This window comes from Paracoccus seriniphilus (assembly GCF_028553745.1).
Taxonomy (GTDB): Bacteria; Pseudomonadota; Alphaproteobacteria; order Rhodobacterales; family Rhodobacteraceae; genus Paracoccus; species Paracoccus seriniphilus.
On sequence record NZ_CP067129.1, the window covers coordinates 731,133 to 752,881 of the forward strand.

The 21,749-nt window shown below is 63.4% G+C and carries 23 protein-coding genes; 3 read left to right on the plus strand and 20 right to left on the minus strand.

All coding sequences use genetic code 11. The features are described 5' to 3' along the window. Window positions 1-13 precede the first annotated feature (13 nt). The 5 genes from JHW44_RS03580 to JHW44_RS03600 are packed head-to-tail and all read right to left on the minus strand — an operon-like array spanning window position 14 to window position 5,604. Window positions 14-283 carry a K+/H+ antiporter subunit F gene (locus JHW44_RS03580; protein WP_089345885.1) on the minus strand — a complete coding sequence of 90 codons (270 nt, stop codon included), beginning with the start codon at window positions 281-283 and terminating at the stop codon, window positions 14-16. After that, the gene (locus JHW44_RS03585) at window positions 280-771 is read right to left on the minus strand and encodes a Na+/H+ antiporter subunit E (protein ID WP_089345886.1); all 492 of its coding nucleotides are present in this window, start codon (window positions 769-771) and stop codon (window positions 280-282) included. Before JHW44_RS03585 ends, JHW44_RS03580 begins: the two co-directional genes overlap by 4 nt. Continuing rightward, the gene (locus JHW44_RS03590) at window positions 768-2,366 is read right to left on the minus strand and encodes a monovalent cation/H+ antiporter subunit D (RefSeq protein ID WP_089345887.1); all 1,599 of its coding nucleotides are present in this window, start codon (window positions 2,364-2,366) and stop codon (window positions 768-770) included. The genes JHW44_RS03585 and JHW44_RS03590 overlap by 4 nt, the downstream gene beginning before the upstream one ends. Then, window positions 2,363-2,761 carry a Na+/H+ antiporter subunit C gene (locus JHW44_RS03595; RefSeq protein WP_089345888.1) on the minus strand — a complete coding sequence of 133 codons (399 nt, stop codon included), beginning with the start codon at window positions 2,759-2,761 and terminating at the stop codon, window positions 2,363-2,365. The genes JHW44_RS03590 and JHW44_RS03595 overlap by 4 nt, the downstream gene beginning before the upstream one ends. After that, window positions 2,761-5,604 carry a monovalent cation/H+ antiporter subunit A gene (locus JHW44_RS03600; RefSeq protein ID WP_089345889.1) on the minus strand — a complete coding sequence of 948 codons (2,844 nt, stop codon included), beginning with the start codon at window positions 5,602-5,604 and terminating at the stop codon, window positions 2,761-2,763. The genes JHW44_RS03595 and JHW44_RS03600 overlap by 1 nt, the downstream gene beginning before the upstream one ends. Window positions 5,605-5,759: 155 nt before the next feature. On the opposite strand from JHW44_RS03600, the gene ruvC reads away from it, so the two are divergent. The 3 genes from ruvC (at window position 5,760) to ruvB (ending at window position 8,106) form a co-directional block, all read left to right on the plus strand. Then, window positions 5,760-6,278: a crossover junction endodeoxyribonuclease RuvC gene (gene ruvC, locus JHW44_RS03605; RefSeq protein ID WP_089345890.1), complete on the plus strand. Its 519-nt coding sequence runs from the start codon at window positions 5,760-5,762 to the stop codon at window positions 6,276-6,278. Next, entirely contained in the window at window positions 6,275-6,991 is a 717-nt protein-coding gene (gene ruvA, locus JHW44_RS03610) for a Holliday junction branch migration protein RuvA (RefSeq protein ID WP_089345891.1), read from the plus strand. Before ruvC ends, ruvA begins: the two co-directional genes overlap by 4 nt. An 83-nt stretch (window positions 6,992-7,074) precedes the next feature. Continuing rightward, window positions 7,075-8,106, plus strand: a complete 1,032-nt coding sequence (ruvB, locus tag JHW44_RS03615; RefSeq protein WP_089345892.1) for a Holliday junction branch migration DNA helicase RuvB — start codon at window positions 7,075-7,077, stop codon at window positions 8,104-8,106. A 65-nt stretch (window positions 8,107-8,171) separates the two neighbouring features. Here the strand turns inward: ruvB and folD are convergent, their stop codons facing one another. From folD to JHW44_RS03690, 15 genes are all read right to left on the minus strand, one after another. Beyond that, entirely contained in the window at window positions 8,172-9,047 is an 876-nt protein-coding gene (gene folD / locus JHW44_RS03620; RefSeq protein ID WP_089345893.1) for a bifunctional methylenetetrahydrofolate dehydrogenase/methenyltetrahydrofolate cyclohydrolase FolD, read from the minus strand. Next, on the minus strand, window positions 9,028-9,345 hold the full coding sequence (locus JHW44_RS03625; protein ID WP_089345906.1) for a chorismate mutase: 318 nt from the start codon (window positions 9,343-9,345) through the stop codon (window positions 9,028-9,030). Before JHW44_RS03625 ends, folD begins: the two co-directional genes overlap by 20 nt. A gap of 142 nt (window positions 9,346-9,487) precedes the next feature. Next, on the minus strand, window positions 9,488-11,377 hold the full coding sequence (gene ftsH, locus JHW44_RS03630) for an ATP-dependent zinc metalloprotease FtsH (protein ID WP_089345894.1): 1,890 nt from the start codon (window positions 11,375-11,377) through the stop codon (window positions 9,488-9,490). Window positions 11,378-11,434: 57 nt separating this feature from the next. Continuing rightward, window positions 11,435-12,670, minus strand: coding sequence for a tRNA lysidine(34) synthetase TilS (gene tilS / locus JHW44_RS03635; protein ID WP_089345895.1), 1,236 nt, complete (start codon window positions 12,668-12,670; stop codon window positions 11,435-11,437). Between the two features lie 10 nt (window positions 12,671-12,680). Further along, window positions 12,681-13,610 (minus strand): tetratricopeptide repeat protein, encoded by a 930-nt coding sequence (locus JHW44_RS03640; protein WP_089345896.1) that lies wholly within the window; start codon window positions 13,608-13,610, stop codon window positions 12,681-12,683. Next, window positions 13,610-14,143 carry a peptidoglycan-associated lipoprotein Pal gene (gene pal, locus JHW44_RS03645; RefSeq protein ID WP_089345897.1) on the minus strand — a complete coding sequence of 178 codons (534 nt, stop codon included), beginning with the start codon at window positions 14,141-14,143 and terminating at the stop codon, window positions 13,610-13,612. The genes JHW44_RS03640 and pal overlap by 1 nt, the downstream gene beginning before the upstream one ends. Window positions 14,144-14,183: 40 nt before the next feature. Then, window positions 14,184-15,503 carry a Tol-Pal system beta propeller repeat protein TolB gene (tolB, locus tag JHW44_RS03650; RefSeq protein ID WP_089345898.1) on the minus strand — a complete coding sequence of 440 codons (1,320 nt, stop codon included), beginning with the start codon at window positions 15,501-15,503 and terminating at the stop codon, window positions 14,184-14,186. A 60-nt stretch (window positions 15,504-15,563) separates the two neighbouring features. Continuing rightward, the gene (locus tag JHW44_RS03655) at window positions 15,564-17,237 is read right to left on the minus strand and encodes a hypothetical protein (protein ID WP_089345899.1); all 1,674 of its coding nucleotides are present in this window, start codon (window positions 17,235-17,237) and stop codon (window positions 15,564-15,566) included. A gap of 3 nt (window positions 17,238-17,240) precedes the next feature. Beyond that, complete coding sequence (gene tolR / locus JHW44_RS03660) at window positions 17,241-17,633, minus strand: protein TolR (RefSeq protein WP_245847430.1); 393 nt, start codon at window positions 17,631-17,633, stop codon at window positions 17,241-17,243. A 70-nt stretch (window positions 17,634-17,703) separates the two neighbouring features. Continuing rightward, window positions 17,704-18,399 carry a protein TolQ gene (tolQ, locus tag JHW44_RS03665; RefSeq protein WP_089345901.1) on the minus strand — a complete coding sequence of 232 codons (696 nt, stop codon included), beginning with the start codon at window positions 18,397-18,399 and terminating at the stop codon, window positions 17,704-17,706. 112 nt (window positions 18,400-18,511) lie between these two features. Next, on the minus strand, window positions 18,512-19,243 hold the full coding sequence (locus tag JHW44_RS03670) for a sulfotransferase-like domain-containing protein (protein WP_089345902.1): 732 nt from the start codon (window positions 19,241-19,243) through the stop codon (window positions 18,512-18,514). Continuing rightward, the gene (gene ybgC, locus JHW44_RS03675) at window positions 19,236-19,640 is read right to left on the minus strand and encodes a tol-pal system-associated acyl-CoA thioesterase (protein WP_089345907.1); all 405 of its coding nucleotides are present in this window, start codon (window positions 19,638-19,640) and stop codon (window positions 19,236-19,238) included. The genes JHW44_RS03670 and ybgC overlap by 8 nt, the downstream gene beginning before the upstream one ends. Window positions 19,641-19,688: 48 nt before the next feature. Further along, window positions 19,689-20,261: a hypothetical protein gene (locus JHW44_RS03680; RefSeq protein WP_089345903.1), complete on the minus strand. Its 573-nt coding sequence runs from the start codon at window positions 20,259-20,261 to the stop codon at window positions 19,689-19,691. 117 nt (window positions 20,262-20,378) lie between these two features. Continuing rightward, complete coding sequence (locus JHW44_RS03685) at window positions 20,379-21,005, minus strand: CoA transferase subunit B (RefSeq protein ID WP_272850297.1); 627 nt, start codon at window positions 21,003-21,005, stop codon at window positions 20,379-20,381. Between the two features lies 1 nt (window position 21,006). After that, window positions 21,007-21,711, minus strand: a complete 705-nt coding sequence (locus tag JHW44_RS03690) for a CoA transferase subunit A (protein WP_272850298.1) — start codon at window positions 21,709-21,711, stop codon at window positions 21,007-21,009. Window positions 21,712-21,749 lie beyond the last annotated feature (38 nt).

The following is a 21,749-nucleotide window of genomic DNA, read 5'->3' on the forward strand; positions in this document are numbered from 1 at the left end:
TGTCCGGTCCTTTCTATTCGATCACATCGCCGCGCAGCAGGAACTTGGCATAGGCCACGGTCGAGACGAAACCGACCATGGCAAACAGCATCATGATTTCGAAATACATGGTGGTGTTGTGCAGAATGCCAAACAGCGCGATCAGGGCGATCATGTTGATCGACATTGTGTCCAGCGCCAGCACCCTGTCACCAACTCCGGGGGCAAAGACGACGCGATACAGGCAGAACAGCTGGCCGATGCCAAAGCAGGCAAAGGCGAAATACAGGGCATATTCGATCATTCGAAAATCTCCTTCAGCCGGTCTTCATACCGCGATTTGATGTCAAGGATCACCGATTCCGGGTCCGGCGCATGCAGGCAATGCACCAGCAGCGCATGGCCATCCTGCGACAGATCCGCCGAGACGGTGCCCGGTGTAAGGGTGATCGTTCCCGCCAGGACGGTGATCGCCTCGGGTGAGCGCAGATCCAGCGGCACGCTGATCCATGCCGGATTCAGGTTCCGGTTCGCCTTGAACAGCACGATCAGCGCGACCTGCACATTGGCCACGATGATGTCATAGATCACCAGCAGGACATAGCTCATGATCTTGAAAGGGTGGCGCACCCTTGCTCGGTCGGGCCAATAGGGTTCGGTCAGCGCCGGAATCGCGATGCTGAGGATGAGCGCGAATACCAGCGACCCCCAGGCAAAGCGGTTCACCAGCAGCATCCATATCAGCACCAGCAGGGCGGAAAGATAGGGGTGGGGGAAAATGCGGCGGATCATCGCGAACCCTCCTGCTGGCGCAAGACCGAGTCATAGTAAAGCTGGGGATTGGTCAGTTGGTCGGCGGTGTCCTGCATGTATCCGGTCAGCGGGCCGGCAAACAGGGTCAACGCGACCAGACCGGCCAGCAATGCCCCCACCGAGACAAAGGACAGCCAGGGTGCTGCGGAATCCTTGACGTCCTGAATGGGTTCATCGGTTTCCAGCTTGGTCGGGATCGGTCCGCGGCTGGGGGCTTCGCCCTCGTCGCTGTCATTGCCCGGCTCGGGGTCCATCTCGTGGGATTTCCAGAACAGGATCGAACCGGCGCGGGAAAAGCCGACAATCGCGAACAGCGACGTGACAAGGACTGTCGCCCAGATGCCGACCATCCAGGGATCATCGGCGGTGGCGTTCAGGATCAGCAGCTTGCCTAGAAAGCCGGACAGCGGCGGCAGACCGGCCACGGCAATGGCGGTCAGGAAGAACAGCGCCGAAACCAGCCCGGTGTTCAGGATCGCCGGCCGCAGGCGCAGCCAGATATCCCCGCCACGGCGCGCGGCGATCATGTCGACCACAAGGAACAGGGCCGCAGCGGCCAGTGTCGAATGGATCAGGTAATACAGACCTGCCGTCAGCCCCTGTGCATCAAAGCGTGCGACCGAGATCATCAGCGTGCCGATCGAGGCGATGGCCGCATAGGCCGCCAGCCGTGTCAGGCTGCGGGTGCCCAGAACCCCGATCTGGCCAAGAGCCAGGGTGATCAGCGCCGCCGGCAGCAGCAGATCGGTGGCCAGCGATTCGGTGATGGAATCCTGCGGAAAGATCAGCGTGAAGAAGCGGATGATCGCATAGACGCCGACCTTGGACATGATTGCGAACAGCGCAGCGACGGGACCGGGCGCATTGGCATAGGTCGCGGGCAGCCAGAAATGCAGCGGCACCAGCGCCGCCTTGATCGCAAAGACGATCAGCAGCAGCACCGCACCGGTCCGCAACAGCGCGGTATCTTCGGCGGGCATGGCGGCGACGCGTTCGGCCATATCCGCCATGTTCAGGGTTCCGGTCACGGCGTAAAGCGTGCCCAGGGCCATCAGGAACAGCGTTGATCCCGCAAGGTTATAGCTGATGTATTGCACCCCGGCCCGCAGCCGCATCGGACCGCCGCCATGGATCATCAGGCCATAGCTGGCGATCAGCAGCACTTCGAAGAACACGAACAGGTTGAAGGCGTCGCCGGTCAGAAAGGCGCCATTCAGTCCCATCAGCTGGAACAGCCACAGCGAATGGAAATGCCAGCCCTTGCGATCCCAGCCCGAGCCGATGCCGTATAGCTGTACGATGACGGCCAGAACCGAGGTCAGCAGCAGCATCATGGCGGACAGCCGGTCCAGCATCAGCACGATGCCGAAGGGAGCTTTCCAGTTGCCCAGGCGATAGACGAAGACCTCTCCACCCGCTGCCATATGGCTGAGCTTGATCGCCAGCACGACGGTCAGCAGGCTGCCGATCACGCCGAACACGCGTTGCTGCAGCAGGTCGTGGCGCATCCACAGGACCATCAGGGAACCCAGAAGGGCGGGGACAAGGACCGGGGCGATCAGCAGATGGTTCATGCGGTCTCGTCCTCGGTCTTCTGGTCGTCAACGGTTTTCAGGGGCGGCATGATATAGTCGTCTTCGGGCATGTTGATACGATCGTCACCACCTTCGATAAAGGCGCCAAGGGCCATCATCACGACCACGGCGGTCATCCCGAAGGAAATGACGATGGCCGTCAGAACCAGCGCCTGCGGCAGCGGATCGGTATAGGTCGGATGTCCACCGGCGGCGTGATCCTGCAGGATGGGCGGCATGTTGACCACCAGCCTGCCGGTCGCAAAGAGGAAGGCATTGATGGCATAGGTCAGCATCGTCATGCCCAGAACCACGGCAAAGGTCCTCAGCCGCAGGATCAGATAGATCCCGGCCGCCGTGGTTGCGCCAATCGCAGAGGCCACAAGCATTTCCATCAGTGGGCTCCTTCTTTGGGTTCGTCACTCAGGTCGATGTCCATCGGGTTCTTGTTCACCGTTTCCCCGGCGCGCCGTGCAATCCGGCTGAGCGAATTCAGCGCCAGCATCACGGCCCCGACGACGCAAAGGAAGACGCCAAGGTCGAAACCCATCGCGGTGGCCAGTTCGAATTTTTCCAGGAAGGGCAGCTTCACATAGCCATAGGCCGACGTCAGGAAGGGCAGGCCGTTGAACCATGCACCGATGCCGGTTGCACCTGCCGCGACCACGCCCGCGCCGATCAGCGCGTGATAGGGCAGGGTCTGACGCTCTTGTGCCCAGGCATAGCCCGAGGCCATGTATTGCATCAGCAGGCCGATGGCGACGGCAAGGCCGGCGATGAACCCGCCGCCCGGCTGGTTGTGGCCGCGCAGGAAGATGTAAACCCCGACCACCAGCGAAATCGGCAGGATCACCCGCGTTGCAATCACCAGCATGACCGGGTGGCGGTCGCCAGCGCGGCGCTGGTCATGGACCCAGTTGATCAGGCGTTTCGCCGATTTGCCCTGAAGGAGGGTCTGGGTCAGCGCAAAGATCGCCAATGCGGCAATGCCCAGCACGGTGATCTCGCCAAAGGTATCATAGCCGCGGAAGTCCACCAGAATGACATTGACGACATTGTCGCCGCCGCCAAGATTGTGGCTGTTTTCCAGCATGTATCCCGAGATCGAGTCAAAGGCAAAGTCGCGGCGCATGATCGCATAGCACAGCGACCCCATGCCGATCCCCGCCAATGTTGCGATGAAGGCGTCCCAGCCCCGATGAACCGAGGAGGTTTCGGTGGCCGTGCGCTTGGGCAGGAAATTCAGCGCCAGCAACAGCAGGATCACCGTCACCACCTCGACCGAAATCTGTGTCAGCGCCAGGTCGGGGGCCGAGAAATAGGCAAAGAACACCGAGGTCACCAGCCCCACGACCCCGACCAGCACCAGCGCCAGCACGCGGATGCGATGGAAGAAGACCATGCATCCCGTTGCCACCAGCACCATCAGCCAGCCGATCAGCGGCACGGGCTCGATCGGCAGCATGGGGCGTGTCACCGGACCGGCGCTGCCCGTATACCAGGCGACGGCCCCGGCAAAGAGCGTGGCCAGCGTGAAGGCGGCCAGCGCCCGGGGCATTGCACCATTGGTCAGATTGTCGCTGATGCCGCGAGAGGCAAAGACGATCCGCAGCACCAGCCAGTCGAAGATGGCCTTGGCCTCGGGGCGCGGGGCACTGTCCCATGCCGACTGGAACGGCTTGTGCAGCGACAGCAGCATGGCGCCCCCGGCAATGGCGATGACCGACATGATCAACGCCGCGTTCACGCCGTGCCACAGGGCGATATGCGCATGGGGATGGCCGGCGGTGACGGCTGCGGCCGAAGCATCGACCAGCCAGCCGGCCATGGTGTTCGGGAACAGGCCGATCAGGACGACCAGCGCGACCAGCAGGCCCGGGCTGAACCACAGGCCGAACCCCGGATCATGGGGCTTGTGCGGATAGTCGTCGCGCTGCGGTCCCAGGAACACGTGAAAGATGAAGCGCAGCGAATAAGCCACGGAGAACAGTGCTGCCAGGGTCGCAAGAACCATGAAACCCTGTTTCGCCATGGTCAGATGGCTGGCCTCATACAGCATCATTTCCTTGGACAGGAAACCGTTCAGCGGCGGGATCCCGGCCATCGACAGGGCGGCAACCGTCCCGATCACGAAGGTGATCGGCATCAGCTTGCGCAGGCCGCCCAGACGGGCAATCGATCTTGTATGGGTGCCGTGATCGATGATCCCGGCGGTCATGAACAGCGCCGCCTTGAAGGTGGCGTGATTGATGATGTGGAAGGTCGCCGCAATGGCGGCCTCTTCGGTGCCAAAGCCCAGCAGCATGGTGATCAGGCCCAGATGGCTGACCGTCGAAAAGGCCAGCAGCGCCTTGAGATCATCCTTGAACAGCGCGATGCCAGCGCCCAGCAACATGGTGATCAGCCCGGTCGTCGACACGATCCAGAACCATTGGTCGGTGCCAGCCAGGACCGGCCACATCCGCGCCATCAGGAACAGACCCGCCTTCACCATCGTCGCGCTGTGCAGATAGGCGCTGACCGGGGTCGGCGCGGCCATGGCGTGTGGCAGCCAGAAATGGAAGGGAAACTGAGCTGATTTGGTAAAGGCACCGATCAGGATCAGGATCAAGGCGGGGGTGTAATAGGGGCTGGCCTGGATGGCATCCTTGGCGTTCAGGATCTCGCTGATGTCATAGCTGCCTGCGATCTGCCCCAGGATCAGCATGCCCGCAATCATGGCCAGCCCGCCCATGCCGGTGACGGTCAAGGCCATGCGCGCGCCCTGACGACCCTCTGGCAGGTGACGCCAATAGCCGATCAACAGGAAGGAAGACAGCGAGGTCAATTCCCAGAAAACAAGCAAAAGCAATATGTTGTCAGACAGGACGATCCCCACCATCGCGCCCTGGAACAGCATCAGATAGGTGTAGAACTTGCCGATGGAGTCATGGCGCGACAGGTAGAACCGCGCATAGGTGATGATCAGCAGCCCGATCCCCAGGATCAGGATCCCGAACAGCAGCGACAGTCCGTCGATGCGGAAACTGGCATTCAGTTGCAGCAGCGGCAGCCAGTCGAAACGCGCCGTGGCGACCTCTCCGCGCAGGATCGCGGGGATGTGGAGCAGCAATCCCAGCAATGCAACCAGCGTGGTGGTGCCACACGCGGTTGCGGCGACCGTACGCCCCGAGCGGATCAAAAGTCCGGGCAGCAAGGCCCCAATGAATGGCAGCAAGGCAATGAGTGCTGGCGACATGAGACCTCGTTCCTGTGGGGCATTAACGACTTCTTGATTGACTTTGTGTTTCGAATGACACGGTCGAAGTCAAGCAATTGACTTGCGACACATGGTCTGCTCTGGTTGATGTTCGCCTTTCGTGCTAGTGCTGGGAAAAATCGAAAGGGGCAGCCATGCGGGTCTTGGGGATCGATCCCGGATTGAGGAATATGGGCTGGGGCATCATTGACATGGACGGTCCGCGCCTGCGCCATGTGGCAAATGGCGTCGTTCGCAGTCAGGCCGATGGCAGCGCGACGGATCTGGCCGCGCGCCTGTCGCTGTTGTTTCGCGGGCTGAGTGCAGTGATCGCCCAATACCGTCCGGATGCCGCCGCGGTCGAACAGACTTTCGTCAACAAGGATGCCACGGGGACGCTGAAACTGGGGCAGGCGCGCGGCATCGCGCTGCTGGCCCCTGCCGAAGCCGGCTTGGAGGTTGGCGAATATGCGCCCAATGCGGTCAAGAAGACCGTGGTCGGCGTTGGGCATGCGGGCAAGGAACAGGTGCAGCATATGGTGCGGGTGCAATTGCCGGGGGTGCAATTCGAGAATGCGGATGCCGCGGATGCACTGGCCATTGCCATCTGTCATGCGCATCATCTGCAAGGGCGCAGCCTGCGGGTTGCCGTGGCAAGGGGAGGAATGGCATGATCGGACGGATTGCAGGCGTGATCTTGCATCGGGGACAGGATCAGGTGCTGATCGATGTACGCGGCATCGGCTATATCGTCCATGTCAGTGAGCGCACGGCGGCCAGCCTGCCGCCGGCGGGTCAGGCCGTAGCGCTATATACCGAATTGTTGGTGCGCGAGGACCTGCTGCAACTGTTCGGCTTCCCGACCATGCTGGAAAAGGAATGGCACCGCCTGCTGACCAGCGTTCAGGGTGTGGGGGCCAAGGTGTCCCTGGCGATTCTGGGTACCCTGGGAGCCGATGGGCTGTCACGTGCCATTGCGCTGGGGGATTGGTCGGCAGTCCGCAAGGCGCAGGGGGTTGGGCCAAAACTGGCACAGCGGGTCGTGCTGGAACTGAAGGACAAGGCGCCCGGAATCATGGCATTGGGCGGCGATCTGACTGTGGATGCGGGACATCTGGCGGGGGGGGGAGCGGTTGAGCCGGGCGTCGAGCCCGGTTCAACCGCCGCCGCGCCACCGGCCTCGATGGCCGGTGGCGCGGCGCACTCTGCTTCCGATGGCGCACAGGTTGCCAGGGAAGCGGCCGAGGCGTTGTCCGCACTGACAAATCTGGGTTACGGCCATTCCGAGGCGGCGGCGGCGGTCGCCGAAGCGCAGGCCGCGCAGGAAAATGCCGGCACGGCATCGCTGATCCGGGCCGCACTGCGTCTGCTGGCACCGAAAGGATAGAGTGAGATGAGGGTTTCAGGTCTTCAACCCAATCACGATCCGCGTCTGGCGGGGCGGTTTCGTCATCGAGAGCGTGTCGGTCCATGACGCAGCCAGATCCGACATTGCGTCCCGAACCGATCGAGGGCGAATCCGAGGATCGCGCCCTTCGTCCGCAGGCGTTGTCCGAATTCGTCGGCCAGGCCGAGGCCCGCGCCAATCTGAGTGTCTTCATCGAAAGCGCCCGTATGCGGGGCAAGGCGATGGATCATACCTTGTTCTTTGGCCCTCCCGGCCTTGGGAAAACCACGTTGGCCCAGATCATGGCGCGCGAACTTGGCGTCAGCTTTCGCATGACATCCGGGCCGGTGCTGGCACGTGCCGGTGATCTGGCCGCGATTCTGACCAATCTGGAGGCGCGTGACGTCCTGTTCATCGACGAGATCCACCGCATGAATCCGGCGGTCGAAGAAGTCCTCTATCCGGCGATGGAGGACTTTGAGCTTGATCTGGTGATCGGTGAAGGCCCCGCGGCCCGGACGGTGCGCATCGAGTTGCAGCCTTTCACGCTGGTGGGGGCGACCACGCGTCTGGGCTTGTTGACGACACCCTTGCGCGACCGTTTCGGCATTCCGACCCGCCTGCAGTTCTATACCATCCCGGAGCTTGACCTGATCGTGCAGCGTGGCGCACGGATGCTGGGGATCGAGGCCGATTTGGATGGCACGCGGGAAATCGCAAGGCGCGCCCGCGGCACGCCGCGTATTGCGGGGCGGTTGTTGCGGCGCGTGGTCGATTTCGCATTGGTCGAGGGCAATGGTCGGTTGACGCGCGAGATTGCCGACAGCGCCTTGACCCGTCTTGGGGTTGACGATCTGGGGCTGGACGGCGCGGATCGTCGCTATCTGACCCTGATGGCCGAACATTACGGGGGGGGGCCGGTCGGGGTCGAGACCCTTTCGGCGGCGCTGTCAGAAAGCCGCGATGCCATCGAGGAGGTGATCGAACCTTTCCTGCTGCAGCAGGGGCTGATTGCACGCACCCCGCGCGGGCGCCTGTTGGCACCAAGGGCATGGTCCCACCTTGGGCTGGCGGCACCGGCCCCTACGGGGCAGCAGTCCCTCTTTGGAAGCTGATCGGGGGAATTTCCCCCGGTCACTGTTGTCAGGGTCTCTGGCAAGCCGCGCCCAAGAGGGCAGGTTCAGGGGGTCAGCCCTTCGGGGTCCGGCAGCCCGTTCACCCTTGCCGTCGCCGTCAGCGTATTGGCCAGCAGGCAGGCGATGGTCATCGGCCCGACACCACCCGGCACCGGGGTGATCGCCCCGGCAACCTGAGAGGCGGCGGCAAAATCGACATCGCCGACCAGTCCGGTCTCGGTTCTATTGATGCCGACGTCTATGACGGTGGCACCCGGTTTGATCCAGTCCGCCTGCACGAAATGCGGGCGGCCGACGGCGGCGACCAGGATATCGGCCTGCCGGCACAGCTCCGGCAGATCAGTCGTGCGGGAATGGGCGATGGTCACGGTAGCGCTGTCACGCAGCAAGAGTTGGGCCATCGGCTTGCCGACGATATTGCTGCGGCCCAGGACCACGGCGCGCTTGCCCGACAGTTCGCCCAGCTGGTCGCGCAACAGCATCAGACATCCCAGTGGCGTGCAGGGCACCATGGCCTTCTGGCCGGTGGCCAGCAGGCCCACATTCAGAATGTGAAAGCCGTCGACATCCTTGGCGGGGTCGATGGCGTTGATGACGGCGGCTTCATCGAGATGGGCGGGCAGGGGAAGCTGCACGAGGATCCCGTTCACGGCAGGATCGGAGTTCAGCCGTTCAATCAGTGTCAGCAACTCTTCCTGTGATGTCTCTGCCGGCAGCTTGTGTTCATAAGAATTCATGCCGACCTGAACGGTCTGTTTGCCCTTGGACCGGACATAGACCTGACTCGCGGGATCTTCACCGACCAGCACGACGGCCAGCCCGGGCGTGATGCCACGATCCTTCAGGCGTGTGACTTCATCGGCAATCCTTTGGCGAAGCTCGGCCGCGAAGGCCTTGCCATCAATCAGTGTCGCGGTCATCCGGGGGTCCTTTCAACTGGCAGTCTTCCTGTGCGATCGCCGCCTCGACAAGTGTGCGCCAGATCGAGGCGATCAATTCTCCATCCAGTCCAGCGGCAATGGCGTTGCGTCGCGCGTTCTCGACGACCTCTTCCACGCGCCAGTCGATGCGGGCGGGCAGATGGTCGCGGGCCTTGATCCGGGCGGCACGGTCAATCAGGGCGCGGCGATGCGCCAGAAGCTCGATCAACTGGCCGTCGACCTCGTCGATCTTCTGGCGCAAGGCGGTCATGTCGGCGATGTCGTCATATTGGATCATGGGGGCGTAACTTGCACCTGGGCAGTTTCCAAAGGGGATGGCCTGAACGTGATACGCATTTGCCGACAATACAGGCAAGGGGATTTCTCGGTAATCGCCGATCAGAAAAAGCCCCGCCAGGAAGGGCGGGGCTTGAAGGGGATCAGGCCGGGGCCGCGTCGCCATCCGTCGATGGCTTGCCTGCCTTGGGCACGGCGGTCACCGACGGGATGGCGCTGCCCGGCGTGTCGTCGTCGCCACCCAGCGGTTCGCCCCGGATCACCTTGCCGATTTCCTCGCCAGTCAAGGTCTCGTATTCCAGCAGTCCCTGTGCCAGGCGCTCGAATTCTTCGTTCTTCTCCAGCAGGACGCGCCGGGCTTCGTTATAGCCTTCCTCGATCAGGTCATGGACCTCCTGTTCGATCAGTTCCTTGGTCGCTGCCGAGACCGAGAAGCCGCCGGTGCTGCCGGAATAGCCCTCATGGGCTTCGGCATAATCGATATTGCCGACCTTGTCCGACATGCCCCAGCGCATCACCATGGCGCGCGCAAGGCTGGAAGCCTGCTGAATGTCACCGGCGGGGCCGTTCGACACACCTTCTTCGCCATATTTGATGATCTCGGCGGCCTTGCCTGCCATGGTCATGGCCAGCTTCTGCTTGGCCTCGTCCTTGTGGAAGTTCAGGCGATCCATCTCGGGCAGGCTGACAACCATGCCAAGCGCGCCGCCGCGCGGAATGATCGTGGCCTTGTAGACCGGATCGCATTTGGGCATCGACAGGCCGACAATGGCGTGACCGGCCTCGTGATAGGCAGTCTTTTCCTTTTGCTCGGGCGTCAGCACCATGCTGCGGCGTTCAACCCCGAGCATCACCTTGTCCTTGGCGTTCTCGAAATCTTCCATGCTGACAAAGCGACGCCCGATCCGGGCTGCGGTCAATGCGGCCTCGTTCACGAGGTTCATCAGGTCGGCACCGGAAAAGCCCGGCGTGCCGCGTGCAATGATGCGCAGATCGACATCGGGTCCGATCGGAACCTTGCGGGCATGGACGGACAGGATCTTTTCGCGGCCCTTGATATCGGGATTGGGCACATGGATCTGGCGGTCAAAGCGACCCGGACGCAGAAGGGCGGGGTCCAGAACATCCTTGCGGTTCGTCGCGGCGATGATGATGACGCCCTCATTGGCCTCGAAACCGTCCATTTCGACCAGCAACTGGTTCAGCGTCTGTTCGCGTTCGTCATTGCCACCACCAATGCCGACCCCGCGCGAGCGGCCGACGGCGTCGATCTCATCGATGAAGACGATACAGGGGGCGCTTTTCTTGGCCTGTTCGAACATGTCGCGCACGCGGCTGGCACCGACACCGACGAACATTTCGACGAAGTCGGAGCCCGAGATGGTGAAGAAGGGCACCCCGGCCTCGCCCGCGATGGCGCGTGCCAGCAACGTCTTGCCCGTGCCCGGAGGGCCGACAAGCAAGGCACCCTTGGGGATCTTGCCGCCGAGACGGCTGAACTTCTGCGGATTGCGCAGGAATTCGACGATCTCTTCCAGTTCTTCCTTGGCTTCGTCGATCCCGGCAACGTCGTCAAAGGTGACGCGCCCGTGCTTTTCGGTCAGCAGCTTGGCGCGCGATTTGCCAAAGCCCATCGCCCCGCCTTTGCCACCGCCCTGCATGCGGTTCATGAAGAAGATCCACACACCGATCAACAGGATGAAGGGCAGCCAGACACCCAGCATCGACATGAAGCCCGATTGCTGCTGCTTGACGACCTTCACATCGACGTTCTTCTCGATCAGCTTGTCGGCGATCTCCTCGCCCAGGGGACGAACAGATGCATATTGCTGACCGTCCGTGCCGGTGATCAACAGGTCTTCGCCATCGATCGTCACGGCAGAGATCTGATCCTTGTCGACGCGCTGAACAAAGTCGGAATAGCTGATCTGCCGGCTGTTCATCGTCGATGTTCCGTCGCTGAACAGATTGAACAGGGCCAAGATCATCAGAAACAGAACGACCCAGAAGGCCAAGTTGCGTGCGTTGCCCAAAACGGGTCCTCCGGCGGAATTCGGTTTGCAATGAAAATAGGGATTATCGGCGCAGGTTCAATGCGCCATGACAAGTCTGCGAAAATCCGTCGCGGTTCTTAGCGGTGTCGCGGCGTAAATGTCATGATCTTGCAGCGCCGGGGCCGCGATCATCCGTGTTTCTTCGTATACGGCGGGGCTGGCGATGGCCTGATCATGGCTGAAGCCACGGTCGCGCCAGGCCGTATTGGCCAGATTGTCCGGCCCCAGTGCCGAAATCGTCTGACCGGGGGCCAGCCCGGTGATTCGCCAGCGGTTGTCCCACAGCTCTTGTGCCGGGGGCGCGCGCAAGGCCGCAGCGGGTTCGCGCATGATCCGCAGGTGGTCGCGGCGGGGATGAAACAGCACCCCGTCCAATGTCACACGCCGGCCTGCGAGAACCGCCGCCAGGGCATTGGCCACGCCCGCGCGCCGCGGCGGATAGGGCTGTCCGGTGATCCAGCGGGCCGAGGCCAGAAGGATGCGCCGCTGAATCTCGCTCGGGGCCTCCTGGAGGGCGGTCAACGGCAGATCCATACAGGCCTGTGCGAATCGTGCGTCGGCGCAGGCCTGCAGAACGTAATGGGTCAAGGCGTCACGCGCCTCGCGCAGATGTGCGGCGGAATCCGCGATGGCGGTGACGCTCCAGCCCGTGGCTTTCAGGGATTTGCGCACGCGCACGCGTTCGAAATCCTCGTTGTCATTGCTGGGATCGTCGATCCAGTCGAGCTGACGCGCCTGCAGCCAGTCGCGCAGGCGCTGACGCGTGATTTCCAGCATGGGACGCAGCCACAGCATCTCCCGCGCATGTCGTCGCGCAGACATTGCGCCCAGCCCGTCCACGCCCGCGCCCCGGTTCAGTCGCATGATCAGCGTTTCCGCCTGATCATCCGCCGTATGGCCAAGCGCGATGGCCGCCAGGTCATTGTCCCGCGCCCATTGCGACAACAGCTGCAGCCGCGCATTGCGGGCATCTGCCATCAGGTTTCCCGAGACGGCTTCTTCCCGCTGCCATGTCAGGATCCTGTGGGGCAACCCCAGAGCTGCCGCCTGCCTGGCCACGGCTTCGGCCTCGGCGCGGCTGCTGCTGCGCAATCCATGATCGACCGTCGCCACCATGATGCGCCGCCCGGCGGCCCAGGTGGCGACCATATGCATCAGCGCGATCGAGTCACCGCCGCCAGAGACCGCCACGCCCAAGGCAGGCAGATCACCGGCCATCTGATCCAGTCTGGCGTGGACCAATGCGTCGATATCGCAGGCCCCGGCGCTCATGACGTCAGGATCATTCGTATTCGGCCATATCGGCGGCAGCTTCGGGGTCAACTGCGCCGAAATCGGCCCCGTCGGTCAGATTCTGCCCCAGATCGATGCCGCCGCAATTCAGGACGGTCATCCGCCGCTCTGCCTCGGCGGCGGGGGCGCTGCCGGGAAAGCGGGCCGGGATTTCCGCCAGATACAGGCAAGAGGCCGTCGGGTCGCCATCGGATGCGATCACCCGCGCAAGCCCCAGCAGGCTTTCGGCCGCACGCGGACCATCGGGCGAGGAGGCAAAGCTCTCCAGCCAGGCTGCCGCCGCGCCCTGCGTATCGCCCAGACTGTCCAGCGCCGCACCGCGCAGGAACAGCGCTTCGGCGATCAGGGGGCCGCCGGCGTGGTTCTCGGCCACGGCACCGAAAAGATCCGCGGCGCGTTGAAAATCGCCGTTATTCATCGCGGCCTGCGCCTGATCGAAATCGGCCTGCTCTGCATTTGTCGTTGCCTTGCCGGTCGGGCCCGATGCCAGCCCGGATTCGGCTGGCCCGACCTGCGACGAGGTCACACCGCCACCGCCCAGACCACCCAGGTCCGGCGTGGTCATCAGCGCGCTCAGGTCGCAATTCTCGTCCATCTCGCACAGGCGGAACTCGATATCGTCGATGCGGCGGGTGCCATCGGCCACGATCCGTTGAATGCGGTTCTGCAGCTGTTCGACGCGATCGGTCAACTGCGAGAGGTGACGCTCCATCGCATTCATCCGGTCAATCGCGGCATCTCCGCCAGCAGCCTGAAAGCCGGCCGCGCCCGATGCCACAAGTTCGGATCGCAGGGCCTGAAGCTCGTTTCGCAATTGCGTCAGATCCGTCCGCAGATCGGCCAGCGTCGGCTGTTGGGCGGTTGCCGGCAGGGCAAACGCCAGAGACAGCACCAGCAGCAGGGCGGCAAGTCTTTGCATCAGGATGCGGCCCCGCTGTCGGTCACCACCGTCACGGCACGGCGGTTCTTGGCATAACAGGCCTCATCCGAACAGGTTTCGACCGGGCGCTCCTTGCCAAAGCTGAGCGTGCGGATACGGCCTGCAGAGACCCCCTTTGCGACCAGATATTCCTGCACGGCACTGGCGCGGCGCGCACCGAGGGCAAGATTGTATTCACGGGTGCCGGTTTCCTCGGCATGCCCCTGAACCACGGCGTTGAAATTGGTGTATTTGTTCAGCCATTCCGCCTGACGGGCCAGCACGTTGCGCGCCTCGGCGGTCAGGGTCGTCTGACCCGAGGGGAACAGCACGGTGTCGCCGACCGTGTTGCGGAAATACTGGGCCGTCGCCTCGATACCCAGCGCACCACCGGCGAGGTCACCCTGATAGAGTGCCCCGGCACTGGTATTGGCATAGGGATCATAGATCTGCTGAGGGGGCTCGGGGGGCTGGGCACATGCGGCCAGACCCAGAAGACAGGCGGCGGTGACGGGCTTTGTCCAGGCTTTCATCTCGGGCTCCTTCGGGCGGGTCTTGCTTTGAGCATCTTCCTCACGGCATCAACGGACCCCAAGACGGGTCCGAGGCGGCAAAGTCAAGGTCCAGTGGCCGCATGTTGCGTCCGGTAATGTCCACGGAATGCAGGCGCGGCTGGCCGGTTCCGCCGGGTGCGACGCGCGTGAACATCACCACCCGGCCATTGGGGGCCCAGGTCGGTCCTTCGTCAAGGAATGATTCCGTCAGGATCTTTTCCGAAGAACCATCCGTGCGCATGACGCCGATATGGAACTTGTCGCCCAGTTGCTTGGTAAAGGCGATCATGTCTCCCTTGGGTGACCAGGCGGGGGCGCCATAGCGGCCCTCGCCAAAGCTGATGCGCTCGGGCTCGCCGCCATTCAGGCCGATGATGTACAGTTGCGGCGTCCCCGAGCGATCCGATTCGAAGACGATGCGCTTGCCATCAGGGCTGAAACTGGGCGAGGTCTCGATCGAGGGCGATGTCGTCAGCGGTCGCTGAGCGCCAGTGGCAGAGTCCATCAACCAGATGTCGGTATTGCCGCCCTTTTCCAGCGAGTAGACGATCCAGCGGCCATCCGGGCTGTAGCGCGGTGAAAAGGCCATGCTGTCACCGCCCTGTGTCAGCGGTCGCGAGGTGACGCTGGCCACGTCCAGAACGCGGATCTGGGGAAAACCGCTGTCAAAGCTGGTGAAGAGGATCGACTTGCCATCGGGCGAGAACTGCGGTGCCAGAACCAGCGAGGAGCTGTCGGTCATCCACAGGATGTTGGCGCCATCGTAATCCATGACGCCAATACGCTTGATCCGGGCATCCTTGGGGCCGGTTTCCTGAACGAAGGCCACGCGGCTGTCGAAATAGGGCGCTTCGCCGGTCAGGCGCGAATAGATCTGGTCGGCGATCTTGTGCGCGGCGCGGCGCCAGTCCACGGCGCGGGCGTCGAATTGCATGCCGTCGCCCTGCGGCTGTCCGGCGAATACATCGAAGAGGCGGAACTTGACGCTGATCTCGTCGCCCGCGCCGGTGACCTCGGCCGTCACAAGGGCCTGAGCATTGACGGCGCGCCAGTCCTCATAGGCGACGGCGCTGGCAAAGCTGCCGGGGTCTGCGATCTGTGCCTCGGCGGGGATCTCGCGGAACAATCCGGTTCCGGTCAGGTCGGCGGCCACGACATCGCGGACCTTTCCGGCAATCTCGGCGTCGCCGAAGAATTCGGGGATGGCGATGGACATGGGTTCGACAATGCCATCGGTGATTTCGATGCGCAGCGGACCGTCCTGCGCCAAGGCGGGCAGGGAGGCAAGCGGCGTGGCCGTCAGGCTGAGTGCAAATACAAGTGTCAGTTTGCGGAACATGTTGTCCTCTCTAACCTTTCTGGCGGGGGCGCAAAAGATGGCGGGAATACCTATGCACCATTAGTTGAAACCGATTCCCTCCGGGCGGAAATCGACGATGACCTCTTGCCAGCGACCGTATTTCTCGGCCGGCAGCGGATAGCCGTTGCGGCCGCACATCAGGATCGCGCGGCGCGCGACGTCGAATGCGTTTTGTGCCGCATGTTTGGATCCGCCGCGCAAATCCACCAGGCGCAGGCTGTTGGCATCGGGGCGGCCATCCGGGCCCATCCTGAATTCGACCGAGATCGACATCCTTGCCGCCTCGAGAGACAGGGCACCGACATTCCAGCATTGCCCGATCGCGGTGCGAAAGCCGTCGCGCTCGGACAGCGAAAGGGGCTGGCCAAGCGGCGCAGCCCCAAGGTTGTCCAGCCCGGCGTCCGAATGTTCTTCGGGATCGGGAAGCGGTGTCGGCGTGATCGGCACCGGGGTCAGTTGCAGGGGGTCCGGCGCGGGTTCCCGGGCGGATTCTTGCGGGGGCGCCTGTGTGGCGGACATGGCTTCGGAAAGCGCCGCGCTCAACGGGTCCTGAGCGACCGAGGCATCGCTTCCACCTTCGATGCGCTGGCGGTTGCCCGAAGCCGTCTCGCCCACCGTGGTCGTGGCGTCGCTGTCCTGCTGGGCCTCGCGCAGCGCGTCTTCCAGCGCCTGCCTGTCGGCCGCTGCCTGCCGTTCGGCCTCCAGCCGTTCTTCCTCGGCGCGTTGCCGTGCTGCTTCCTGTTCGGCCTGTTCGGCAGCCTGTCGCTCCGCTTCGGCCTGACGCGCGGCTTCCGCCCGGCGTTCGGCTTCCAGCCGTTCTTCCTCGGCGCGTTTTCGTGCTGCCTCCTGTTCGGCCTGCTCGGCGGCCCGCCGTTCCGCTTCGGCAGCGCGCTGTCTTTCTGCTTCCCGCGCAGCCTGACGTTCAGCTTCGGCGGCGCGTTCTGCCGCTTCGGCCTGTTGGCGGGCCTGTTCCGCGCGCTCTTCTTCGGCGCGGGCGGCGGCAGCCTGCCGTTCCGCTTCGGCTTCAGCCTCCGCTGCGGCTTGCCGTTCGGCCGCCCGTTGCGCCTCTTCGGCGGCCTCGGCCTCGGCAGCGGCCCGGGCGGCCAGCCGTTCATTGCGGGCTTCGACCAGATCGGCCGGGCGCGGCTGGGGCAGCGCCGAACTGTCCAGCGCCAGGGCCGAGCGTGGCGGAACCGGCGGCGCGACCTGGTCCTGCGGCGCGGCGCTGGGTTGTGCGGGCTGTGGAGCCGTCTGCGGAGCGGAGACCCCCTGCGGAACGGGCGGGGCCGCCTCTTCGATTTCAGGGGCCGCAGGTGCGGAGGGAAGGGAACTGGTGACCTCAATGCGCGGTTGCGATGAAAAATCGCTCAGGTCCGGCTTGGCCTCGGGCGCATCCGGCTGGGCAAGCTCTTGTGCACTGTCCTGAACATCAGGCGTATCGCTGGTCTCGGGCATCGTGCCGGCATCGGTTTCGGTGGCCGGCTGGGGAATGCTGGCCACGGCCGTTGCCTCGGGCGATACCGGGCCCGATCCGCGCGCGGCCGCGGCATAGGCTTCGAATTCGGCGCCGCTCATTGTCGAGACTTCTGTGGTGCGGACGGGAACCGAGGGCTGGGGGCGAAACAGGACGCCGCCCAGCAAGGCCCAGAGGATCAGCGCGACATGAGCCGCGCCCGAGATCCAGTAACCGATACGGCCCTCGCGTTCTTCCATGGGTCAGCGATCCAGTCGCGGGCCGCCGGTATCGGTGACCAGCACGATATTGGTATAGCCAGCCGCGTTCAGCGCCCCCATGACCTGAACCACGCGGGCATAGGGGATCGCGCCGTCGGCGCGCAGGAAGATCTTGTCGGTCTGGCGTTCCTGCAGGATGGCGCTCAGGCGGCCGATCACCTCGTCGTCGGCCACGGGCGTGTTCATCAGCGTGATCGCCCCTTCGGCGGGGATCGAGATCACAAGCGGCTCTTCCTGTTCCGAGGGCACGGCGGTGGCGGCCGTCTTGGGCAGGTTGACGGGCACACCCGCAGTCATCAGCGGCGCGGCGACCATGAAGATCACCAGCAGCACCAGCATCACATCGACAAAGGGCGTGACGTTGATTTCGGACATTGGCGCATTGCGCCGCCGCCCGCGGCCTTTCCGACTGACTCTCTTGACGACATCCGCCATATGCGCGCCCTCAGCCTTCGCCGTCCAGCTGACGCGACAGCAGGGTCGAGAATTCGTCAGCAAAGACTTCCCAGTTCCCGACCACGCGCTCGGCATCGCCCGACAGCTTGTTGTAGAAGATCACCGCCGGGATGGCCGCCAGCAGGCCCAATGCGGTTGCCAGCAGCGCCTCGGCAATGCCGGGAGCGACGACGGCAAGGCTGGTGTTCTGGGACATGGCAATGCCTTCAAAGGCGGTCTTGATGCCCCAGACGGTGCCGAACAGGCCGATGAAGGGGGCGGTCGCCCCGACCGTCGCAAGGAAGGACAGGCCTTTGAACAGACGCGATTCCTCGCGCTGGATGGCAACATTCATGGCACGATCGATCCGCTGCACGCCACCGGGGATCAACGCCCCGTCCTCGCGATGGCTGCGCCGCCATTCGATCATGCCGGCGGCAAAGATCCGTTCGGACGCGCCCGAGGGCGTTTCGCCCAGCCGGTCGAACAGATCGTCCAGGGGTTCGCCCGACCAGAAGGCGCGGTCAAAGCGGTTCGCCTCGCGCCGTGCGGCGGCAAGGCTGATGAGTTTCTGGATGATGATGGCCCATCCCCAGAAAGAGGCGACGATCAGCAGGATCATCACGATCTTGACCGTCAGCGAAGCGCGCGCAAACAGCGCCACCAGCGAGAAATCGAGGGCCTGCGCGGCCTGAATGGGTTCCATAGTCACTGCCTCATCGTCAACGGGCCGGTTTGTCGGGCCTTCTAGCCCTTCTGTAGCAGGGCTTTTAGCCCTTGGCGCAACACAATGCCGTCACCAGAATGGGCAGCATGTGTCAGGAAAATGTTAACCGGTGCCGGGCCATCGCCTCGTATGAGGGCTGCAGTTCCGCGGCCAGACGTGCCAGGTCACCTTCCAGTTCCGGCGCGGGGCCCTCGGCACCGGCAAAGCCGCGCGAGGCATTGACGGCATCATACCAGACCTGCCCCCAGACGCCGTCCTCGGGGTGGGGCCCCGGCTGCCAGTCGAGCATCCGCGGGGTAAAGGGAATGTCGATGGCCTCGCACAGTGCTGTCAGCGCACGGGCAGGATCGCGCCTTATGTCGGCGCTGTCGATGACCACTGGGCTGGCACCGGCATCGGACATCTCGCGGAAAAGCTGCCATTGGCGTTCAAAGCCCAGTTCTGCCGGATCGGGCAGCCCGCGCTTCTTGCTGAACGAGGCGACCACGCGGGCCGGTTCGCGGATCAGGAAGACATTGGTCAGCCTGTGGGTCCAGGTGATGTCCATATCGGGCAGCATGTGCTGGACCATGTGTTTCTGATACTGGATCGGCTGGTTGACCTTTGTCACCGTCAGATCCGGCAGGACATCGCGCCAGTCGGCGGGTTGGCTGGCGATGACCTCGTCACGCATGGGATGCGGCAGCCCGGTCTTCAGCAGGTAATGCGCGTAAAAGGGTTCATCCACGCAGGTGCAGTCGCCCCTTGCGCCGAAGGCACGCATCATTGCGGTCGACAGGTTGCGCGGCCCCGACCACATGGCGATTCGCTTGGTCTCAGCCATCACCCGGGCCTTTCAGGCATTCCGCCAGCCGCGCGGGCAGCCGCGAGGGGCGGCCGCGCTGGTCCAGACATGCGATGGTCACCGTGGCGGAAAACAGCTTTTCCTCGTTGCGGCGGACGATCTGTTCGACCACGATCCGTGCCGGACTGAGGCTGGCCAGACGGGTTTCGACATCAAGCAAGTCGTCGAAACGGGCGGGTTTCAGGTAGTCGGCTTCGACACGGCGCACGGCAAAGACCTTGCCCTCGTCCTGCTTCATCGCAACCTGGTCCACGCCCAATTCACGCAGCCATTCCGAACGGCCACGTTCGATGAACTTCAGGTAATTCGCATAATAGACGATCCCGGCAAGGTCGGTGTCTTCGTAATAGACGCGCAGGGTCAGGCAATGGGTCATGGGGGCCATCCTAGGGGCGGGGCGCAGGGCCCGCAATCATTGGCATGTTCAGACCGACAGTCTGGCAAACAGCCGCAGCGCATGGCTGGGATCGCCAGCGGCGACGGGCAGGGCCGGATCATAGGCGGCCCTGATCAGCGCGGCCAGTTCGGGACTGGGGGTGATGTCGGCCGCAAAACTCAGCGTGGCGCGCATGGTCAGTGCTTCGGCCAGCTCGGCGGGATGGGCATCGGCCAGGGCGCCCGACATCCGCACAAAGCTGAGACAGGCGCGGATTGCGCCATCGGGATCAAAGCGGAACATGCGATATTGGTCGGCCCGCTGCCGCTGCAGGCGCCGCGGCAGATCTTCGCTGCCGGTCAGCCTGTCCAGATCGGGCACTTCGGCCAGTTCGGCCCAGTCGCGGACAAAGAAGATCATCAGGTTGCTGCCCATCTCGGGGTCGGTGTCCGTGACCGGATGGCCGGCATGGGCAAAACCCGCGCGGATGACGGTTCGAAAGATGTCCAGACTTTCATCGGCCAGACCGAAGATGACAGGGGCGACCGGGCGGCCCCATCTTGCACAAAGATAGCTGCCGTCCTTGCGGGTAAACAGATCCGTAATCTCTTCAGGCGTCATCTGCGGGGCTTCCTGTGGGGCTGGTGATGTCTCGTCGCGCCGCAAGGGCGGGGCGCTGACGCAAAACGGGGGGCTGGGCCCCCCGTCGGTGTTCTTGCAGGATCGGCAATCCGGCGATCAGTTGACGATCGTGGCCTTTGTTGCGTTGCGCAATTCTTCCTCGGTGACGCCATCGGCCAGTTCGACGATCTTCAGGCCGCCCTCGACGACATCCAGGACGCCCAGATTGGTGATGATGCGATCGACGACACCCTTGCCGGTCAGCGGCAGGGTGCATTCCTTCAGCAGCTTGGATTCGCCGGCCTTGTTGGTGTGGTCCATCACCACGATCACGCGCTTGACGCCCGCGACCAGATCCATCGCGCCGCCCATGCCCTTGACCAGCTTGCCCGGGATCATCCAGTTCGCCAGATCGCCGTTTTCGGCCACTTCCATCGCGCCCAGGATCGCCGCCGCGATCTTGCCGCCGCGGATCATGCCAAAGCTGGTGGCGCTGTCGAAATAGGAGGTGCGCGGCAGCTCGGTGATGGTCTGCTTGCCGGCATTGATCAGGTCGGGATCCTCTTCGCCCTCATAGGGAAAGGGCCCCATGCCCAGCATGCCGTTTTCCGACTGCAGGGTGATGTCCTTGTCGCCCGTATAATTGGCCACCAGCGTCGGAATGCCGATGCCCAGGTTCACATACATGCCGTCTTCAAGTTCCTCGGCGGCGCGGGCCGCCATCTGGTCACGATCCCATGCCATATCAGGCCTCCTCACGCTTGCGGGTGGTGACTTTCTCGATCCGCTTCTCATGCTCGCCCTGAATGATGCGATGCACATAGATGCCGGGCAGATGGATGTGGTCGGGGTCAAGGCTGCCGGGCTTGACGATCTCTTCGACCTCGACCACGCAGACCTTGCCGGACATCGCGGCGGGCGGGTTGAAGTTGCGCGCGGTCTTGCGGAACACCAGGTTGCCGGTCTCATCGGCCTTCCAGGCCTTGACGATGGCCAGATCGGCGACGATCCCGCGTTCAAGGATATATTCCTCGCCGTCGAAGATCTTGACTTCCTTGCCCTCGGCGATCTGCGTGCCGACGCCGGTCTTGGTGTAGAAACCGGGGATGCCGCAGCCGCCGGCGCGCATGCGTTCGGCCAGAGTGCCCTGGGGGTTGAATTCCAGTTCCAGCTCGCCCGAAAGATACTGGCGCATGAATTCAGCGTTTTCGCCCACATAGGACGAGATCATCTTCTTGATCTGCTTGGTGTCCAGCAGCTTGCCCAGTCCGAAACCGTCAACGCCACAGTTGTTGCTGGCGATCGTCAGATCCTTCACGCCGCTGTCGACAATGGCATCGATCAGCAATTCCGGGATGCCACAAAGGCCGAACCCTCCGGCCGAGATGAACATCCCGTCCTTCAAGAGACCATCAAGGGCCTCTGTTGCATTGGTATAGACCTTTTTCATCGGCCATCCCCCTCATGACATCCGTTTCCGGCGCAACT

Bases quoted from the DNA above. Each gene is read 5' to 3' on its own strand.
- JHW44_RS03580 (WP_089345885.1), bottom strand. From the start codon at position 283: ATGATCGAATATGCCCTGTATTTCGCCTTTGCCTGCTTTGGCATCGGC.
- JHW44_RS03585 (WP_089345886.1), bottom strand. From the start codon at position 771: ATGATCCGCCGCATTTTCCCCCACCCCTATCTTTCCGCCCTGCTGGTG.
- JHW44_RS03590 (WP_089345887.1), bottom strand. From the start codon at position 2,366: ATGAACCATCTGCTGATCGCCCCGGTCCTTGTCCCCGCCCTTCTGGGT.
- JHW44_RS03595 (WP_089345888.1), bottom strand. From the start codon at position 2,761: ATGGAAATGCTTGTGGCCTCTGCGATTGGCGCAACCACGGCGGCCGGG.
- JHW44_RS03600 (WP_089345889.1), bottom strand. From the start codon at position 5,604: ATGTCGCCAGCACTCATTGCCTTGCTGCCATTCATTGGGGCCTTGCTG.
- ruvC (WP_089345890.1), top strand. From the start codon at position 5,760: ATGCGGGTCTTGGGGATCGATCCCGGATTGAGGAATATGGGCTGGGGC.
- ruvA (WP_089345891.1), top strand. From the start codon at position 6,275: ATGATCGGACGGATTGCAGGCGTGATCTTGCATCGGGGACAGGATCAG.
- ruvB (WP_089345892.1), top strand. From the start codon at position 7,075: ATGACGCAGCCAGATCCGACATTGCGTCCCGAACCGATCGAGGGCGAA.
- folD (WP_089345893.1), bottom strand. From the start codon at position 9,047: ATGACCGCGACACTGATTGATGGCAAGGCCTTCGCGGCCGAGCTTCGC.
- JHW44_RS03625 (WP_089345906.1), bottom strand. From the start codon at position 9,345: ATGATCCAATATGACGACATCGCCGACATGACCGCCTTGCGCCAGAAG.
- tilS (WP_089345895.1), bottom strand. From the start codon at position 12,670: ATGAGCGCCGGGGCCTGCGATATCGACGCATTGGTCCACGCCAGACTG.
- JHW44_RS03640 (WP_089345896.1), bottom strand. From the start codon at position 13,610: ATGCAAAGACTTGCCGCCCTGCTGCTGGTGCTGTCTCTGGCGTTTGCC.
- pal (WP_089345897.1), bottom strand. From the start codon at position 14,143: ATGAAAGCCTGGACAAAGCCCGTCACCGCCGCCTGTCTTCTGGGTCTG.
- tolB (WP_089345898.1), bottom strand. From the start codon at position 15,503: ATGTTCCGCAAACTGACACTTGTATTTGCACTCAGCCTGACGGCCACG.
- JHW44_RS03655 (WP_089345899.1), bottom strand. From the start codon at position 17,237: ATGGAAGAACGCGAGGGCCGTATCGGTTACTGGATCTCGGGCGCGGCT.
- tolR (WP_245847430.1), bottom strand. From the start codon at position 17,633: ATGTCCGAAATCAACGTCACGCCCTTTGTCGATGTGATGCTGGTGCTG.
- tolQ (WP_089345901.1), bottom strand. From the start codon at position 18,399: ATGGAACCCATTCAGGCCGCGCAGGCCCTCGATTTCTCGCTGGTGGCG.
- JHW44_RS03670 (WP_089345902.1), bottom strand. From the start codon at position 19,243: ATGGCTGAGACCAAGCGAATCGCCATGTGGTCGGGGCCGCGCAACCTG.
- ybgC (WP_089345907.1), bottom strand. From the start codon at position 19,640: ATGACCCATTGCCTGACCCTGCGCGTCTATTACGAAGACACCGACCTT.
- JHW44_RS03680 (WP_089345903.1), bottom strand. From the start codon at position 20,261: ATGACGCCTGAAGAGATTACGGATCTGTTTACCCGCAAGGACGGCAGC.
- JHW44_RS03685 (WP_272850297.1), bottom strand. From the start codon at position 21,005: ATGGCATGGGATCGTGACCAGATGGCGGCCCGCGCCGCCGAGGAACTT.
- JHW44_RS03690 (WP_272850298.1), bottom strand. From the start codon at position 21,711: ATGAAAAAGGTCTATACCAATGCAACAGAGGCCCTTGATGGTCTCTTG.